This window comes from Endozoicomonas sp., assembly GCF_051008435.1.
Lineage (GTDB): Bacteria > Pseudomonadota > Gammaproteobacteria > Pseudomonadales > Endozoicomonadaceae > Endozoicomonas_A.
The window spans coordinates 1-17627 of record NZ_JBPCXO010000255.1 but is presented as its reverse complement, the minus strand read 5'-3'; the positions used below and the strand labels follow the sequence as shown (position 1 = coordinate 17627).

At 45.1% G+C, this 17627-nt stretch carries 14 protein-coding genes; 4 read left to right on the top strand and 10 right to left on the bottom strand.

The annotated features are described in order from the left end of the window. Window positions 1-563: 563 nt before the first annotated feature. The 3 genes from ACR2PX_RS13130 to ACR2PX_RS13120 all read right to left on the bottom strand — a co-directional run bounded on the left by ACR2PX_RS13130 (window position 564) and on the right by ACR2PX_RS13120 (window position 3873). On the bottom strand, window positions 564-1907 hold the full coding sequence (locus ACR2PX_RS13130) for a TldD/PmbA family protein (protein ID WP_433999808.1): 1344 nt from the start codon (window positions 1905-1907) through the stop codon (window positions 564-566). Continuing rightward, entirely contained in the window at window positions 1907-3292 is a 1386-nt protein-coding gene (locus ACR2PX_RS13125; protein ID WP_433999807.1) for a TldD/PmbA family protein, read from the bottom strand. The genes ACR2PX_RS13130 and ACR2PX_RS13125 overlap by 1 nt, the downstream gene beginning before the upstream one ends. A gap of 281 nt (window positions 3293-3573) precedes the next feature. Next, entirely contained in the window at window positions 3574-3873 is a 300-nt protein-coding gene (locus ACR2PX_RS13120) for a DUF2845 domain-containing protein (protein ID WP_433999806.1), read from the bottom strand. A 508-nt stretch (window positions 3874-4381) separates the two neighbouring features. Here ACR2PX_RS13120 and bioA point away from each other — a divergent pair. Then, window positions 4382-5641 (top strand): adenosylmethionine--8-amino-7-oxononanoate transaminase, encoded by a 1260-nt coding sequence (gene bioA, locus ACR2PX_RS13115; RefSeq protein ID WP_433999805.1) that lies wholly within the window; start codon window positions 4382-4384, stop codon window positions 5639-5641. A 540-nt stretch (window positions 5642-6181) separates the two neighbouring features. Here bioA and ACR2PX_RS13110 read toward each other — a convergent pair. The 6 genes from ACR2PX_RS13110 to ACR2PX_RS13085 all read right to left on the bottom strand — a co-directional run bounded on the left by ACR2PX_RS13110 (window position 6182) and on the right by ACR2PX_RS13085 (window position 12748). After that, window positions 6182-7429, bottom strand: a complete 1248-nt coding sequence (locus ACR2PX_RS13110) for an MFS transporter (RefSeq protein ID WP_433999804.1) — start codon at window positions 7427-7429, stop codon at window positions 6182-6184. A gap of 13 nt (window positions 7430-7442) precedes the next feature. Continuing rightward, window positions 7443-8273 (bottom strand): aKG-HExxH-type peptide beta-hydroxylase, encoded by an 831-nt coding sequence (locus ACR2PX_RS13105; RefSeq protein WP_433999803.1) that lies wholly within the window; start codon window positions 8271-8273, stop codon window positions 7443-7445. Window positions 8274-8506: 233 nt separating this feature from the next. Beyond that, on the bottom strand, window positions 8507-8728 hold the full coding sequence (locus tag ACR2PX_RS13100) for a hypothetical protein (protein ID WP_433999802.1): 222 nt from the start codon (window positions 8726-8728) through the stop codon (window positions 8507-8509). Between the two features lie 568 nt (window positions 8729-9296). After that, on the bottom strand, window positions 9297-9833 hold the full coding sequence (locus tag ACR2PX_RS13095; RefSeq protein WP_433999801.1) for a hypothetical protein: 537 nt from the start codon (window positions 9831-9833) through the stop codon (window positions 9297-9299). A gap of 68 nt (window positions 9834-9901) precedes the next feature. Then, entirely contained in the window at window positions 9902-10429 is a 528-nt protein-coding gene (locus ACR2PX_RS13090) for a hypothetical protein (RefSeq protein ID WP_433999800.1), read from the bottom strand. Between the two features lie 291 nt (window positions 10430-10720). Beyond that, window positions 10721-12748 carry a hypothetical protein gene (locus ACR2PX_RS13085; RefSeq protein ID WP_433999799.1) on the bottom strand — a complete coding sequence of 676 codons (2028 nt, stop codon included), beginning with the start codon at window positions 12746-12748 and terminating at the stop codon, window positions 10721-10723. Between the two features lie 257 nt (window positions 12749-13005). Between ACR2PX_RS13085 and mnmH the strand changes: the two genes are divergently transcribed. Continuing rightward, on the top strand, window positions 13006-14118 hold the full coding sequence (gene mnmH / locus ACR2PX_RS13080; RefSeq protein WP_433999798.1) for a tRNA 2-selenouridine(34) synthase MnmH: 1113 nt from the start codon (window positions 13006-13008) through the stop codon (window positions 14116-14118). Here the strand turns inward: mnmH and ACR2PX_RS13075 are convergent. Next, the gene (locus ACR2PX_RS13075) at window positions 14091-15035 is read right to left on the bottom strand and encodes a hypothetical protein (protein ID WP_433999797.1); all 945 of its coding nucleotides are present in this window, start codon (window positions 15033-15035) and stop codon (window positions 14091-14093) included. The genes mnmH and ACR2PX_RS13075 overlap by 28 nt on opposite strands. 163 nt (window positions 15036-15198) lie before the next feature. Between ACR2PX_RS13075 and ACR2PX_RS13070 the strand changes: the two genes are divergently transcribed. Together ACR2PX_RS13070 and ACR2PX_RS13065 are read left to right on the top strand one after the other, a co-directional pair. Continuing rightward, a complete protein-coding gene (locus tag ACR2PX_RS13070; RefSeq protein WP_433999796.1) occupies window positions 15199-15984 on the top strand; it encodes a transporter substrate-binding domain-containing protein in 786 nt (261 codons plus the stop codon). A gap of 176 nt (window positions 15985-16160) precedes the next feature. Further along, on the top strand, window positions 16161-17312 hold the full coding sequence (locus tag ACR2PX_RS13065) for a MalY/PatB family protein (protein ID WP_433999795.1): 1152 nt from the start codon (window positions 16161-16163) through the stop codon (window positions 17310-17312). Window positions 17313-17627: the final 315 nt, after the last annotated feature.

The window sequence follows — 17627 nt, the reverse complement described above, 5'->3', positions numbered from 1 at the left end:
TATTACTGTCGGATACGAAGTTATGTGTCATCGGCGAGAAAGCAGGGTCAGAATATTTTCGAAGCTCTGCTTATAGCTCTGAAGAATTATGGTAATCATCCTTTGCTGGGTGCTGAATAGTTACCTTAAATCAATCCTGAAAGGAATCTTCTCCTTAAACATCGTTCAGCTTGATTAATTTTCAGTCTGACAACCAGACAATTACAGTTGCTCCATACATTCCGTCATGGGCCACTACTTGCCTGAAGTGCCTTTGGTTTTACACCCAGAAACTGTGTAAAACGCAATAAGTAACCATCTGGATCCTGTACCAGAAACTCCGACTGTCCGGATAATTCATTACCTGTGTCATACCAACTCTCCTTAAGTTCTTTGAAGAGTGGTATATCCAATGTTTTTAATCTTTGATACACAGGTCGAATATCAGAAGGTAATCAACCTGATAATAAGCTTGCAAACAGGATGTTTTTTTATTTATAAATCGAGACTATATAAGGAAAGAAACATGATCAGAAAAGTTGAGTAGAGAATTGAAGCAACCCTCTACTCAAGAATTGAAGGCGTTACTTACCCCCAATACTCAACCGGGAAAAACGAATAGCTGGGGAATAGAAATTCCTGGACTCGGAGATTTCCAATACTGAACCCATGGCATCTATCTCATTCAACAGCTTATAGAAGTTACCTGCTACTGTAATACCGCGAACGGGCTGTATCCGCTTGCCATCACGACAAAGAAATCCATCCGCACCAAAGGAAAAGTCGCCACTGACTGCATCCGCACCGGAATGAACTCCGTGGAGATCAAGCAATTCCAGATATTCACCACCGGTTAACTCTTCCTGACTGGCACTGCCTACCGAAATCACTTTATGTTGAGTAGTAACTTCCAGGCTGCTCTTGGCACTTCGTGCAGCGCTGGACGTACTGTCTACTCCCATAGCATTCGCTGTGTGGCTATTGTGCAACAGTGTACTCAGCTCGCCGTTATTGATCAGAGTATTGTCTTGGGTGGCAAAGCCTTCGCTGTCAAAGGCAGAAATATTCATACCTCCTTCAACATAGGCTTTATCCGTCAGACTGAACAATGGGCTGGCCACCTGTTGCCCTACTTTTTCTCGCCAGGGGTTAATGCCTTTCATGGCACCTACTCCTGATAAGCAGAGACTGAAGGCACCGATCAGGGAGCTGAGAGCATTAACCTCAAAGATAACACTGTAATTGCCAGTACTGACGGGTTCACCATCAATCAGATCCCTTGCCGTTTCATAACCATGATTAATGCAATGATCAGGATTCAGCTCGCTAAAACTTCTTCCTGTGGAAGAAGCGCCACCCATTGACTGTTTGCCTTCCTGTTCAAACAGGGTATAGGCATAACAGCTGACGGAACGTTCTTTATGACTGCATAAAGAACCTTGGGTATTGGCAATCAGTAGTTGGCTCTCACTCTCACCATAGCCATTGTAGGGTGAGCTGGAAGCATTAGGCTTACTGACCACACCTTGCTCCAAACTAAGCGACAACGCAATTTTATCATCCACTGACGTTTCGTCTGGCTGATTGATCTCAGCCCTATCCGAATCGATTCGACTGTTCAGACAACGGATCTGCTGGTGCTCATCCACTTTGGCAAAACGGGCACTTTCCAGAGCGTTTTTAATCATCAGCTCCAGGCTGGCCGGTTCCAGTGACTCAGAGTAACTGGTCGCCACTCTTTGATCTTTGACCACCCTGACACCAATGACCTGTCCTGAAGTCACCTTGTATTCGTCCAGCTCACCCTTGTTGGCTTTCAGGGAGAAACTGTTACTGCTACTGGCAATCACATCGGCTTCAGCCCCTTGACCCTGGACTGAATTCAACACGTGTTCGATGGCTTGCTGTAATTTGGCTTGTTCGCTCATCAGTTACCACCTCCTACTGTGATCTTGTCCACCTTGACAGCAGGCTGTCCTACAGTAGTAGGTACAGAACCGCTGACGGAAACACACATGCCTGCAGCAAAATCCAGGTCAGCACCGATCATGCTGATCTCTTTCAGTACTTTTGGACCCGTACTGATCAGAGTCGCGGTTTTCAGCGGTTTGCTGATCTTACCGTTTTCAATCAGGTAAGCTTCCTGAACGGCAAAGTTGAATTCACCCGTACCCGGCTGAACCGAACCGCCTCCCATCTTCTTCGCATAAACACCGCGCTCAATGCTGGAAACCATATCTTCCAGAGAACTGTCGCCCGCTTCGATAAAGGTATTTCTCATGCGGGAAGCAGGAGCATACTTGTAACTTTCACGACGGCCAGAACCGGTTCTTTCATAACCGGTTTTCAAGGCTCCCATCTTGTCAGCCATAAAGTGGGTCAGGACACCGTCTTTTATTAGCTGAGTTTTGCGGGTTTCCATGCCTTCGTCATCAATATTGATGGAACCCCATTTATTTCCCAGCGTTCCGTCGTCCACGGCACTGACCACTGGATTGGCAATCACTTCACCCATCTGGTCATGGAAGACAGAAGCCTGCTTGGCAACTGACGTTGTTTCCAACAAATGTCCGCAGGCTTCGTGGAAAATAACTCCACCAAAACCATTGCCAATGACCACCGGCATTTCTCCGGAAGGACAGGCGTCAGCATTCAGTTTGACCAGAGCCTGCCTGGCTACTTGCTGACCGAGAGCCTCAGCATCTAACTGCTCATTCAGTTCCCAACCGGTCAGAGCGCCGGGTGCTTCAAAACCGGTAGATTGTTCATTACCGTCCTGCGCTACAGCATTACCGGCAAAACGTGTGTAATGGCGAGTATCGTGTGTATGAAGGCCTTCGGAATTGAATATTTCTATGCGCTGTTCACGCTGCAAAACACTGCCCATATACTGGGCTATCTTATCGCTTTCTTTTCGTGCAGCAGCATCCGCTTTGCGCAGAAAAGCAATCTTGGCATCCAGGTTGGCACTCTGGCTCAGCGCCTGCATACAAGGGTGATGATCCTGAAGTTTATTGAGATTCAGAGCACCGGCCTGAGCGATCTGTTCGCGCTGGTCTTTGGCAGCCAGCAATGCAGTCACTCGCTTCAGCTCCTGCTCATCAGAACTGTTGGTGTAGCCATAGAGGATTTTATGGCCGAAAAACAGGCGGATTCCGATACCAAAGTCGATACCCGAGTTGACCTTATCCACTTCACCGGACACCAGCTGTACAGAGCTATTCTGGTGGTGCTCTACAAACAGTTCGGCAAAGTCGGCTCCCATAAACAGAGCGTGGTCAATCACTGCTTTTGCAGTAACAGAATTCAGCATTATTGCTCCTTGTCTTGTCTTAATTACCCATTTTATCGGATGTTATTATCAGGGATTAAATTGATACCTGCCCATGCTTTTGGCACAGACTGCAGTACCCATCTGGTGATCATTTACCCATGTTCAGTGGCATAATGTCTACGACAGTGCGGCAACGTAAATACCATAATCGATAAGCCTGTCACTTGTCATTCGTATTCAGGAAGAGCCATCAGGACAACCGGAAGGAATTCTGGCTGGAATATTGATGGCTGAAGGGATCAGGAGATCACAGGTTATGGTTAGATTCTGCCTCTGGACTCGACCTTAACCAGTTCGTTCCCTTTAAATTCCAGGCGATAGTAGCTGCTGGAGATTTTATAAACCCATTCTTCAAGGCTCAGAACCTTGATGCGTTTACCCCGCCTTTCTTCATCAATATAACCTGTGGATTCACGGTATTCCGGCTGTCCGCATTTGGAAGAGACCTCATATTTCAAGTCTCCCTTCTGCACCAGGTGAGTCCCGCAGCGCATGGCATGAGAAGTAGCAGGCAGAGCCACTGCTAATGAGAGGACAAGTGAAGGGGCAATTTTATTCACTGGCTTTCTCAACATAATATGGATTGTTTTTAGATTTCTGTTACAACGAGCGGTGCGCTTATTGAGGCATAAAACTGCCCCTGAAAAACACCTTCTGACTTCCTTATCCTGATGACGATGAGCATACCACTACCCGCTTAAGCCTCACAGGGCTACCCATTGTGAATCCAGAGACTTACCCTGATTTGTACACTCCCTGACAACCGGCAGTGTCCAAACTGTTCTACTAGCCCGGAAATTTCATAAAGTGTCGGGCTTCTCGCTCTGCTATTTTTTCGGCTGACACATTTTGTCGTCATATTCATGCTTATTGCATGGATCTGACGACAAAATGCTGTCATGGCGGGAAAAGAGCTAGCGAGAATCCGACGAGCGATGTTCGTTTAGTTTCGTACACATCAGAAAATGAACTCCCGAGAGTCTCTGCAGCCTTTACCTCGGTTAGAGCGGCTTTATGAATTTTCCGGGCTATTATGGAGAGATTGTTCAGTCCGTTCAGATAAATCTAATGAAGCAACAATCCAGGTCAACACTCTGGCACGCTTACTCTGCTCTTGGAGGTGAGCCTCTGAAAGTCACTCACAGTCAGGGGATTCGCTTAACGCTCAATGATGGCCGCGAGCTCCTGGATGGCACCATGGGATGGTGGGCCATGCTGCATGGTTACAGTCATCCTTACATCGAACAGAAAATGCATGACCAGCTGGCGACAATTCCCCACGTTCCCATGTTTTCTGAACTGGTTCACGAACCTGCTGAGCGACTGGCTGATAGATTAACCCACATTGCGCCAGGCAATATGCAAGCCGTATTTTTCTCTGAATCGGGTTCCAGTGCGGTCGAAGTGGCTATGAAAATGGCCCTTCAGTATTGGAGATCTTCAGGAAAGCCTCAAAAAAATCACTTTGCCACTCTCCGTAATGGCTTCCATGGCGATACGTTTGGCAGTATGTCGCTATGTGGAAGTGAGCACTCTCTCTTTTCTGAATACCAGGGGATTGTTAAACCCGCTTTTCAGCTGGATCCTCCTCCTTTGGGTATTAGCCGCCCTTTTCAGAAAGAAGATCTGGCTTCTACCGAACAGCTCCTGGAGAAGCATCATCATGAAATTGCCGCTCTTTTTGTAGAACCTCTGGTTCAGGGTTATGCCGGTTTGAAAATGTATTCTCCGGAATACCTGAAAGCCCTTCATGACTTATGCAAAAGCTTCGACATTCTCTTTGTTGCCGATGAGGTGGCAGCAGGCTTTGTCAAAACCGGCTCAATGTTCGCCTGTGATCAAGCCCAAATCAGTCCTGATCTGATGTGCCTCGCTAAATCTCTCACAGGTGGCATGATGAGTATGGGCGCCACACTGGCCTCATCCCTGGTTTTGGAGGTTCTTGGAGATCAGCCCTTCATGCATGGGGCTACCTACATGGCCACAGCTCTGGGCTGCGCTGCGGGCAATGCCAATCTGGACCTGCTGGAGACTGGGCAATGGCAGGCCGACGTCGCACGTATAGCGCACAAGCTAAAGACGGGATTGGCAGAGTGCTCTGATATTCCTGGTGTCACCCTCTGCCAAAGCATGGGCTTGTTGGCCGCAGTATCGGTTGAGCAGGAAATTGATACCGCCAGATTCAGGCAATACAGTATCAGTCAGGGAGCCACTATACGTTGCATTGGCAAAACAGCTTATCTCGCAATACCTATCAACACTACTTCAGAAGATATTGAGTTTTTAACTCACTGCTTCAAAGACTGTTTAAAGACAGTGGCCATTTAAATGACATTTTCTAGCGCCGTATGAAAAATATCGACTCTCTGATTTCTGAAGCAGGATTGCGACCGGAAAAGGTGAGCTGATTCTTGATGCATAACTCCAAACATAATCTGAGACAGGGAAAGCTTGTGAGTTGGACTTGTTCATACTCTTTCCGTTGACAGTGGGATCCACCAGACCGAGAACCACCCGGATTGTGACGATGAGAGCTTGAAAATGATCTACAAAAAACGTTTGAACGTTGAATCTTCTATAAAATACTGGAAAACCAATGTTGTCATGGTAAATCGCCAGCTCATACTGTTCGAGCCCAGAGTAAGTATATCTTTCTATCGATATACTCTTCCTTCCGGCTAGAATTGTTTCATTGATACAACAGACGAGCCACTTTCAGCTCTGGGCGAAAATCTATATTTGCTTTGCACGCCTCACTCAAGCAACTAGGAACGTTCGTAGCTGCGTAAATTCAGTTGGTATATAACAAAAAGCGCCTAACATTACTTTAAAAACAAACCCCAGCTCTTATGTCTATATTTACAACCATTATTGTTTGACAGCTTCACTATTCCAAAACCCTTGATTAGCTTTGAGGGATAAAAAAATACAAACAGGAGTTAAAATTAATGTAACGACCATAATAATTGGTTGATTACCAAAAGTATCTGCAAATAAGTAAACAGCCCCACCTCCAATAGGGAGCATAATTATATTTAGCAGATAAAAAAAGCCCATAACCTGCCCCACAACCTCTTGTTCTATAATTGTTGTTCTTAGAGTTCTGTTGAATATATTATACAAAGTTATCCCTATAATAGACATCGAAAAGCCTACTACATAAAGCATATATCCTTCAGCAATAGAAAGTATCAGGAACCCTATCCCAATCATCCCTAGACCAGTTATTGAGAAAGAAAGCATCTTCATTTTTCTTATCAAATATGGCACTAATGCTAAATTTAGAAAGCCAAAAACCCCTCCAATAAAATTCAGCAACCCATAGTATTCATCATCCAACTTAAAAACCTCTGTCACAATAGCCGCATGTGAAGAAAGAACAACTGCAAACATAAAATTTGCAATGCAATTATTTATTGCTAATGCAAAGAGCGCTTTATTAGACCATACATATGAAACTCCAAAAAAAAGCCCTACTCCCTTATCTTCCTTACCTTCCTTATCTTCCTTATCTATTGTTATCTCCATATCTTTATAGAGTGAAATAGAAATTAGTCCAACAAAGAATAATAAACCTGCCAAACCAAGTATCTCTTCAAGTTTTAATAAAGTAGATGCATACGCAGCTAATGCCGGTCCCAGAGTCCAAGCCAACAATTCGCTAGATTGAACATAAGAATGCAAAACAGAGACATTTTTCAGTTCTTTTAGTGCAGATACTAGTTTTTCTGCTCCCATTCGACTAAATGGCAACATAAACGACAAGAGAAATGAACACACAAGAACAATATGTAAAGTATATTCTTCAAATTCAAACAAACAGATTGTTACAGCTACAATTACAATACAGCGAAGGAGTGCGGATAAAGCTAAAGACATCTTTGCCCCTAGTTTATCTACTATTATTCCTGCAATGGGATACATCAGTATTGCTGGTATCCATTCCACCATAAATGCAAGACCTGCATAAGAAGCACTACCAGTTAACTCTAAAACAATAAGTGGGATCGAAAATATAATAAATGTCTCTGCGAGTATCCCTAAAAACACAGATGACAAAAATAATAATAACGAGGCATTAAAACTTTCACCTCCTATTGCTTTAGAGCTGATCATATTCTCCCCCAAATTATATCAGTGCTTTTTCAACTAGTGAAAAGTCTCTGCTTTCATTAAACTCTCTAAGTTGATTAACAAGTTGTTGACCATATTGAGTAAATAAAAATTCCTTTTCAACCACACCGTTAACACAATCATTCAATGATACTGAAAACTCTTTCATCATTTCACAACTGCCTAAGAGTTTCTCAAAGTAAAGCAGAGGAACAGTAACAAATGCTGAGTGAACTGCTTTATCAAGGGGTCTCATATCACCGACTCTTACTGCTGATAATACTCTATATTCTTCTTTATCAAGCTCCGATGCAGGTGAAGTAAACACCTTATTCACCATATCACACAGAAATACATTCAGATGTGTAGCCTCATGCACTAGAGTATTTGCCACATCAACTTCCGTCCAATCATCACCAATACTTATACAAATAACGCCCGGTAAGTGAGAGCCTGTCCCCCCGCCAATTCGGGGTGAGTGAACAAAAACCACATCCGTCGTAACTAACTCAATTAATTGTAATAATTGAATGGAGTTCTTTTCGATAAGCTTTATTGCTTCGTTGTAGAGATTCAAGCAATGCATCTGATATGATTCAGATTGAATCGTAATCTTATCATCTAAGTCGGCAGCTTCTGAGAAGACACCTTGCCTGATTGCTTCTCTAGCAATAGGACTACTATGAAACTGAACTTTTATATCATGATTACATTCAATTCCACGAATTTTTTCTATAGATTTTGAGTAAGAGAATTTTAGTTGTTCGTTAGAATCATATTCATCTTGCAAAACTGCCTTTGCAAGATTTTCAATATTTTCCCTACTATGAGATACACTCAGAAACATCTTCTTCACTCCTTGACGAGAAAACAACCTAGAGTCATTTCCTTGAAAAACTTCCCAACCAATCACTTCAGTTCTTAGAACTCCCAATAACCTTTTCAGAAAAGGTTATTGGGAATAAACATTAAGAATCAGAACGGACATTAAAAACGGTATTAGAAACATTCAATTGTATGTTTCTAATACAAAGAACCGTTATCTAGACCTTACCAATAGAGGATATTAGACAGAAATAATTATTCCTTACTCTCTTCTGCATCACCGCTAATTCTGTCAATGGTCCATCCACCCATCATGGATCGATTTTCTTCATTAAAGAATTCAGCAACATTATTATTTGTTTTGCTAGCACTCTCTTCTGCACCATCGCTAATTCTGTCAATGGTCCAACCACCCATCATGGATCGATTAGAATCAGAAAAAAAATCAGTTACATTAGATTTAATCACACTTTTCATTAAGCTATTCCGTTAACATCAGTGTTTATATTTATTTGCTTTCTGCCTAGGCAAAACCACCCTAACAAAAAGACTTGCGACGTACAACATATAAAAAATAATTTCACTCATCTTCTGTCAATCACATAGAAATAAGAACCTACCTATTAAAATCAAAAGAACACTCATAAAGATTTGATTTTCAATACAATTTCCTCACCTTATGAGAAGCCCTCTAACAATTAGGTCACAAGATAGAAATGCTGTATCAAACATTAAAAAACTCCGACATAAAACCTTTTTAGTGACCAAGTTATCACTTTTAACATTCCCTCCTATCATCTCGCATAGCGTGCTTTCACATTCTTTTTATATCGACGTTAGAAGTAATACTCACACTATATTTACTTGTGATAATTATCAGTAACTTTTTTTCATCTTCCTCAGAACTCTAACTTTTTCCAATATTGGAGTGGCTCATTATGCCCTTTTACTCATTAGCTACAATACTTAACTAAAGTGAAAAACCACCCCGGGAAGACACGAAATAAATCGGACACCCATACAATTTGACCAACTCCCCGGTTGGTCAAATTTTACTCCGGCTATCACACAAAAACACAGTCGAAAAAAATAAAGGACAGCCAAATACACCAATGATTTGAATGGGTGTCCCTTTTATTTTTTTTTTATTTTTTTGAGCACAATACTTTTTCAACTCGCAGACCGTCTCATACTGCCTCTTTGTTTCCTTTTTATCCAGAGATCGCTCACAGTACTCCCGGCTGGTAAAAAGAAGCACATCATTTCCATCTGGCTCATTGGTATACGAAGGGTGAGAACGAATCTCTTCCAACAGCTCATGACTGACTGGCAGCATATGAAAGTGGCAACTAAACCCATTGGAAAAGCCGAGCTTTGTAGAAATAACTCGAAATGGCTTGAAGTATGACTTCAGGAGACATTCTGTTCTTGCTAAAACTGCTCCCAGCTCGATCAAAGTCTCTCCAGGCAAGTCACCCAAATCCCTTCCTTCATGTTTTGAGGAAACGATCAGATAACCAGGGTATCGAGCGTCTCGCCGATGCGTTACAGCCCAACAATCGGTTTCAAATATTTCATACATTCTGAATTGTCTTTAAGAATATTTTTTAGTCTTATGGATGAGGCTTAAACTTCACTATTCTTAACTTTCTACAGTCTCTTTATTTTCAACGCCTCAACAATCTTCTTTGCAGATTCTTCAGGTGACATGGAAGTAGTATCCAGCTTTAGGTGGGGATACTCAGCCTGAAGACTTTTCTCGGAATTCAGTCTGTAATGGTTTTCCAGATGCAGGAGATTCGCCTCGGATTGTTCGATATTTCTCTTTGAGGGTTTAGCTTCCAATCGTTCTGGAGTTATATTTCTTACCAATCGCTCATCAAGAGAGCAGGCCAACTCCACCAGAGAAATCTTCGCCCCAGCTGACTCAAACAGTCTACAGCTATCTTCCACGAACGTCCTGTCCTCATCACTTTCGAGGTCCCAGACAAAAGTAAATACCAGACCGGGTAAATTGCTCTGGCTCACCTCTTCGAACATCATGGTTCTAAAAGTGTTCACCAGCCGCTTAAAGGAAGGTGAACCAAACTCAAAAAAGCTCAAAACCGGTTCAATGGCCACATGGTTGTGAAAAAGCTTCATCCCGGTTAGCTTCTCGACCTCCTTGCCTATTGTCATTTTTCCTACAGCAGGAGGGCCAAATAGAATCATAAAATGCATTGAGTTCAGCCTTGGAATCAGTAAAGTCGGTCAGAGAGGGAAGTGAGTTTAATGAGAGGGTCGGCCCAGCAATAGACACAAGCTTTTTCGGCACGCTACCGCCCCGAGATCTGACTGCCATAGATGTAATAACAGTAAAGCCTTGTCCCTGTGCTATCTGGCAACGTCCTGCCGCCTTTTCTTATTTAAGCGACATTGTGCCAATATCAGAGCAAAAATGACAACCCATATTTCGGGTTATACGTACCGCTAGTATTTTTTGTGATGCGTTAAACGCCTTTGAATGGTTCTGGACAACTCTTTTCTGGCTGCTTCTGACTTTGCTTCGTCGGTGTTGATGCGAAATACGGTAAATCCCATGGACTCAAGCATCGCATTCACAAACGTATATTTGGCTCGTACAACAGGCTTTTTCGCAGGTTGCCCCGGCTCACACTTTGAGTCTGGATCAGGCCAGATGAAGTGCTGATGGCAATCCACTTCAACGCATATTTTCTCATCCGGTAAAAGAATATCGACAGGAAAGCTCTCTATCTCCGCTTCCTGCTTGATTCGACAATCAACAGGAAGACTCCTCTTCAACGCAAAATACACTTCTCTCTGGATGTTTGAAGAAGTTGTTTTAACGGTACCTTCTGTTTTCACTTTCGGCTCAGAAACAGTGGTGCCTTTCCAGTAACTCCTGACCAGGTTCAACTGCCATTGCATCAGCTGGCCTCTCTGAGGGTCGCTGACTTGCTCATGCCGGGCCTTGCTGGAAAGCTTCGAGACATCGGTTGCTGACCGAGCCATGCCGAAACGGGCAAAATGCAACAAGGTCAGATGCCAGTAAATCTGATCCCTGGTCAAGGATGATTCTCCCAGCTGCCTTTCTTCTTTAATCGCCAGATCCAGTAGCTGACTGGCCAGCTCCACCTGTTGTTTATCCAGCGTTAAGCGACATAAACTGCTTAAAACAGAAACGGTCACAGGCAGCTTGTGCTTTTCCATAGCAGGCAGCCGTTTCAGATATTCCCGAGCTATTCGCTCTACCTGTTGCTCGGCTGTCTGGAAATTACAGTGAGACAATGATACAGCCAGTTCACAAAGCCTTTTAGTCGTTGCCGTTTCATCACTGAAATCCTGTTCAGGCAACTGTTTTGCCACCATCAATAAAGCCTCATCAGCAACATGAGACCAGGTTCTCAGGTCTGCATGAGCAAAACCTCCGGCCAACATTTGCAAGTCTCTGATATAGACCTTTTCCTTACCTGACCATTGTTTCTTACGAAACCGGCTTAACAATTCATAAGCCATGACATCCATAGCCTCTGCCACCTGCCAGAAAGTTTTATCTGGCTCACCCGATGACTCCCTCGTTTTCATTCGGTCTACTTTACCCAGGGCACAGACAATCTGGGCAAAGTCCCAGATTTCCCAACCATTTTTATGCGTTAACTGTTGCTTTTGTCCCCGTCTTTGCACCTCCAGGGCAATCTTTTCCAAACTTTCAGCCACCAGTTCAACCGGAACGACTTTACCCAGGGCGTTACACACCCTAGAGAAATCGATAGGCCCCCACCGATAACGGCCACCAGGACAGTCATCAATATCTCGCTCCAGAATCTCCTCTGCCAGTTCGATCAGGGCATGTTGAACAACATCGTTCTCTTTCAATTTCGCCAGTGAATTACCCAACAATGCGAGGTGGTCCGGGGTATGGTGGGTTTTCTGAGACTTTCTGAACAGTTCGGCACAGTGCTGTAGAAACACTTTTGCCATTCTTTCGATATCTTTGTAATCCAATAGTTTTGAGACCCTGTGAGTAAACCGGGCCAGATCTTTGAAAGTAGTGAAACGAATAGCAGCACAACTCTCCGGATAAAAAGGTTGCAGCAGTCGCTTGATCGCTTCCCGATCTTTTTCCGGCGATAGCTTATTCAACTGCACCAGAAAATCAGCAGGAAATACCGTACTGGCAGATGACGAAGCGCCTGAGACGACAGGATGAAGAGGAGCTGTTTCTGATGGACTGAGCTCCATAGGCGAAGGCAACTTTTTTACGGGTGTTGTTTTTTTCTGGCGGAAGCAGGATTTCTGTCCTGAGGAGGATTCTCCGGTCTGTTCTCTAAATGCCGAGGCAACAGCTCCCACCAGAATACTTTTCACCGGTTTCAAGTTGAATTTGACTGTTTTCGCGGGGCTGGAGTCAGTATCTTCACCATGAGGGCGCTTCACGCCCAAACGCGGGATTCCCTGTTCTGAAATATCCACCTGTCTGCTACTTCCTTTTTCCATGACGGGTATTCAATGCTTTGACCGCTCCAGGCTATCTAAGTTCCGGTTTTCCCCCAATGGAAGCAGATAGAAACAATCCACACTTGCCTGAACAGGCAGATTCCAGCCAAACTATAGGGCTTTGAACAAGGAACCTGATCGACAATAGATAGCCCGGCCTAAAATCCAGAAAGAACGATCTACTGAATTTTATGCACGGGCACAATTCTCGGTCAGGCTCCTAGAAGCCCGCTCCTGTTGAGCTGTTACGGAACCTTATGACCCAACAATGCCCGGATACCACCGATTTCCTCTCCCTGTTCCTGAATGACACGCCTCTGATGGATGTTCGGGCGCCCGTTGAATTCAGCAAGGGGTCATTCCCTCTGGCCACCAACCTGCCTATTCTGGACGACCACCAGCGTGAAGTGATTGGTACCGAATACAAGCAGCAAGGGCAGGATTCGGCTGTCTCCCTGGGTTATGAGCTGGCTACTGACGAAGTGCGTGCCCAAAGAGTGGCCAGCTGGCAGCAGTTTGTACAACAACACCCACAAGGCTACCTGTTCTGCTTCAGGGGTGGCCAGCGCTCTCATATTACCCAATCCTGGCTGGCTGAGTCCGGACACCCTTACCCTCTGATAAAGGGTGGCTACAAGGCGCTTAGAAGATATCTGATTGATGAACTGGAAAAGTCTGTTGAGGACAGCCAGTTTATTATTCTCAGCGGCAAGACAGGGACCGGCAAGACCCGCCTGATTCACGAAATTGAAGACAGTGTCGACCTGGAAGGTCTGGCTAACCACCGGGGATCCAGCTTTGGTCGCCGTTATGGGGGGCAGCCTACCCAGATAGATTTTGAAAACCGCCTCTCGATTGCCATGCTCAAGCATCGTCACTGCAAATCAGGTCGCCCCGTCCTTCTGGAAGACGAAAGCAAACTGATAGGCCGTTGCAGCCTGTCTCAGGAATTCCGGGATAAAATGCAACAATCCCCCATCATTCTTCTGGAAGAATCCATTGAAGAGCGTGTAGAAATAGGCTTACAAGAGTATGTCAGGGATAACCTGGCTGAGTTCCAGGCCGTTTATGGCGAAGAAGAAGGTTTTTCCCAGTTCAGCCAGGGACTGACCGACAGCCTTCACCGGATTCGCAGAAGGCTGGGAGGCACCCGTTATCAGGAATTATGCGACATTCTGTCTTCTGCTCTGAAGCAACATGAAAGTCAGGGGATTATTGATGGTTACCGGCCGTTAATTGAGCAGTTACTGACTGGCTACTACGACCCCATGTATGAATATCAACTGGCGCAGAAACAGGGCCGAATTCTGTTCAAGGGTGATCGAAAAGCCATTCGAAACAGTTACCCTGAGCTGGCACTGAAGGTCTGAGGTACCGGGCGGCTTCTATAGAACAGGGCCATACCCCATACCAGAATGGCAATAACTGCCCATTCCTGGTTGCTGGGTGTGCGCCCTTCCAGCATAAAGATAAACAGCACGCCAAATACAACCTCAAGAATCGTACTGGGATAGAACCCTGAATCACTGTTGTGCAACACGGCTTTACGCCTGCAGATTCGGGCCACGCCTGTGGCTAATATCCCTGCAACCAACACCCCTCCTCCAAAGAAAGACCAGTCAATATTACTCACCCCCTCTGGAAACAGGAGCAACTCCGGGTGGCCTAACCAGCTCAGCGGGTAGATCAGAGGTAGCGCAAATACCGAACCCAGCCCGGTGAGCAGGTAACGATCCGAAGGGTCTATATCAGGACGCCTGAGGGTCATGATGAGCTGCATACGAGTTCCAAGAAGCCAGCAAATACTGGCCAGCAGCAGCCAGAACAAGCCATTGATCAGGCTCTGATCGTGTGAGTCCTGATAACCCTGGTCAAACTTCTGGATAATTAACAGAAATAATGCTCCAACCAAGAGCAGTAAAGGCATTGTGAGACTGCTACCGGCTTTTCTTTCGAGAAAGTATTGCTGAAAAATCATGGGCAGTGCGGCCATCAGAACACACGCAAACACGCCCCCGAGGCTGCGGATACTGATCACTAAAAAGAGGTAATAAAGGACATTCGTTAACAGTGCCACCCAGATCCAGGGCTGAATGCCATCCTGTTGAATTTTATGAATAATTTCACGACGAAAGAGCACTATTATTGAAACCCAGAGGCCAAAAACGGCAAACCGGCCTGCTACCAGTTCCATAGCCGAATAGTCCGACAACCATTCAGGAATAATGATCAGGCTTCCCAGCAACGCTCCGGACACCAGTGAATAAACAACCCCTCTGGAAATCAATGCTGTACTACCCCACAGACAAACTTCAAGTTATCTGAGCATTGTCTACAAAATCAGGATTTTCCAGCCTCCGGGGAGGATTTGCCTCAATGATCCGACCAGCGAGACAGCAAAACGGATAAAATCTGCTTTAATTATTAGCTTTGCGGGGAAAAGAGCATTCATGAAGAATTTTGTCCTGATAGCAGCCCTTTTCCTGAACCTGTTGAGCCTGGTTCAGGCTAGAGATCTGCCTGAAATATTAAGCTCAGGCGTGCTTCGTGTGGGCACCACCGGCGATTATCCACCATTAACAGAGTGCAATCAGCGGATGCAATGCTCTGGTTTCGCCATCGATCTGGCTGAATCCCTGGGAAAGTATCTGAGCAAACTTTATGACCAGCCAGTAAAAGTGAAATATGTTAAAACTAACTGGCCCGATCTCTCCGCCGACCTGAAAAATGACCACTTCGATATCGCCATGGGGGGGATCGGTTACAGTAAGTCTCGTGCCAAACATTTCCTGCTCAGTAATGCCATCACACCCTGTGGCAAGGTGGTTCTGATTCGCAAGGAGTTTTTTCCTCAGGTGACAGGTCTTAATGACCAGGCATTGATAGCAGCCCTCAATCGACCAGAAATTCGAGTGGTCGAGAACCCTGGAGGTTTGAATCAGGAATTTGCTGAACAGCACTTACCCAATGCCCAGCTCATCATTACCGCGAATAACAAGGAACCGTTCTTGATCCTCAGAGAAGATAAAGCTGACCTCATGATTACAGATTTGATGGAAGCGCAGTACCGACTCAAGAAAAACCCTGCTCTGACTATCGTAAACCCTGCCATGTTCACAGAAAGCAGTTCCCACAAAGTCTTCATGATGCAAAAAAGCAGCCGTAAGCTGGCAGACAAAGTCAACCTCTGGCTGAGTAAAACCAATATTGAAGGTCTCAAGAAAAAGTGGTTTTAAGACCACACACTCATACCATTTGAGTCCAGACCTTATTCAATCCTGCCATGACTCTATTAGTGACCACCTCATCTGCGGCATTTTTCAAGACCGCCCAGATAAACCACATTTCAAAAATGACTGACTGCAGGTAGTATCGGTTTAACCAATTAAATCCAATGCCAAGGGAAGTGTCCGTGTCCACAGATTTCGATACTTTTATCGACCGAAGTCATACCTCCAGCCTGAAGTGGGATCGCTACAAAGATAAAGACATACTGCCTTTCTGGGTGGCGGATATGGATTTTAAATCCGCACCGGAAATCATTGAAGCTCTGCAAGAGCGTATTGAGCACGGCGTATTTGGCTACACCCTGGCTGATGAAGGTCTGGAAGATCGTATTGTTGAGCGCATGCATAATCTCTACGACTGGCAGATTGAAAAAGAATGGATTGTCTGGCTGCCCGGGCTGGTGACTGCACTCAACATTGCTGTAAGAAGTGTGGCAGGACCTGGAGAAACAGTTGCTGTTCCCCTTCCGGTTTATTATCCCTTCCTGATGGCACCAAAGCTGGGCGGACGCCAGATGATAGGACTGGATTGGGTTATCAAAAACAATCAGTGGCACCTGGATCTGGATACATTTGAAAGCCGTATTACTGAAGACACACGGCTGTTAATGCTCTGCAATCCACAGAACCCAAATGGCCGGGTACTGACCCGGGAAGAGCTGGAAACCATTGAGACGCTCTGCAAGAAACACAACATTGTCGTTTGCTCAGATGAAGTTCACTGTGACCTGATCCTTGATCGCAATGCTGAACACATTCCATACGCCAGCCTCAGTGAATTCACCCGGGACACGTCCATCACCCTGATGTCCCCTTCCAAAACATTTAATGTGGCTGGTTTCGGTTGTGCCTTTGCCATTATTCCGGACGGCACACTGCGGATGGAGTTCCAGAGAGTTCGCAAGGGGATTGTTCCTGATCCGGATAACATGCTGATTGGTTACACTGCGGCCAAGGCAGCTTATGAGCACGGTGAAGCCTGGCGTCAAAGTTTGCTGGATTACCTGCGGGGTAATCATGACCTGCTGATGTCTGAAATGAACAGCATCGAGGGTCTTAGCATGCTACCACTTCAGTCTACCTATCTGGCCTGGATCAATGTCAGTGAATTAAACCTGGATGATCCACAACGCTTCTTTGAAGAGGCCGGTGTTGGCCTTTCGCCTGGCGCTCAGTTTGGCGACAGGGACTATCTAAGACTGAATTTTGGCTGCAGCCGGTCCACTCTGGAAGAAGGCATTCGCAGAATCAAGGCAGCTGTCAGCAACCTGAGTTAAAAGCGGTTCATCTCCCTACCTGACATCAATAGTGGGCTGTTGTTTAATCACGAACAGCCCTCTTCCCTCCTTTCAAAAATGCCTCTTAGCTAACCCGGAAAATTCATAAAGCTGAAAAACAGCAGAGCGACAAGCTCGACGCTTTATGAAATTTCCGGACTAGCTTTTCACCCGAAAAGATAGGTTTATTTGTAATTCCTAAAAAACTGCTGGACAGAGAAAGAGAATAATACCTTTCCCTTGCAGCGACTATCCTTTATCCCATGGTTTTCTCAACCCGCAACGAACAGCAGAGTGAACAGACTGCAAAGCTTC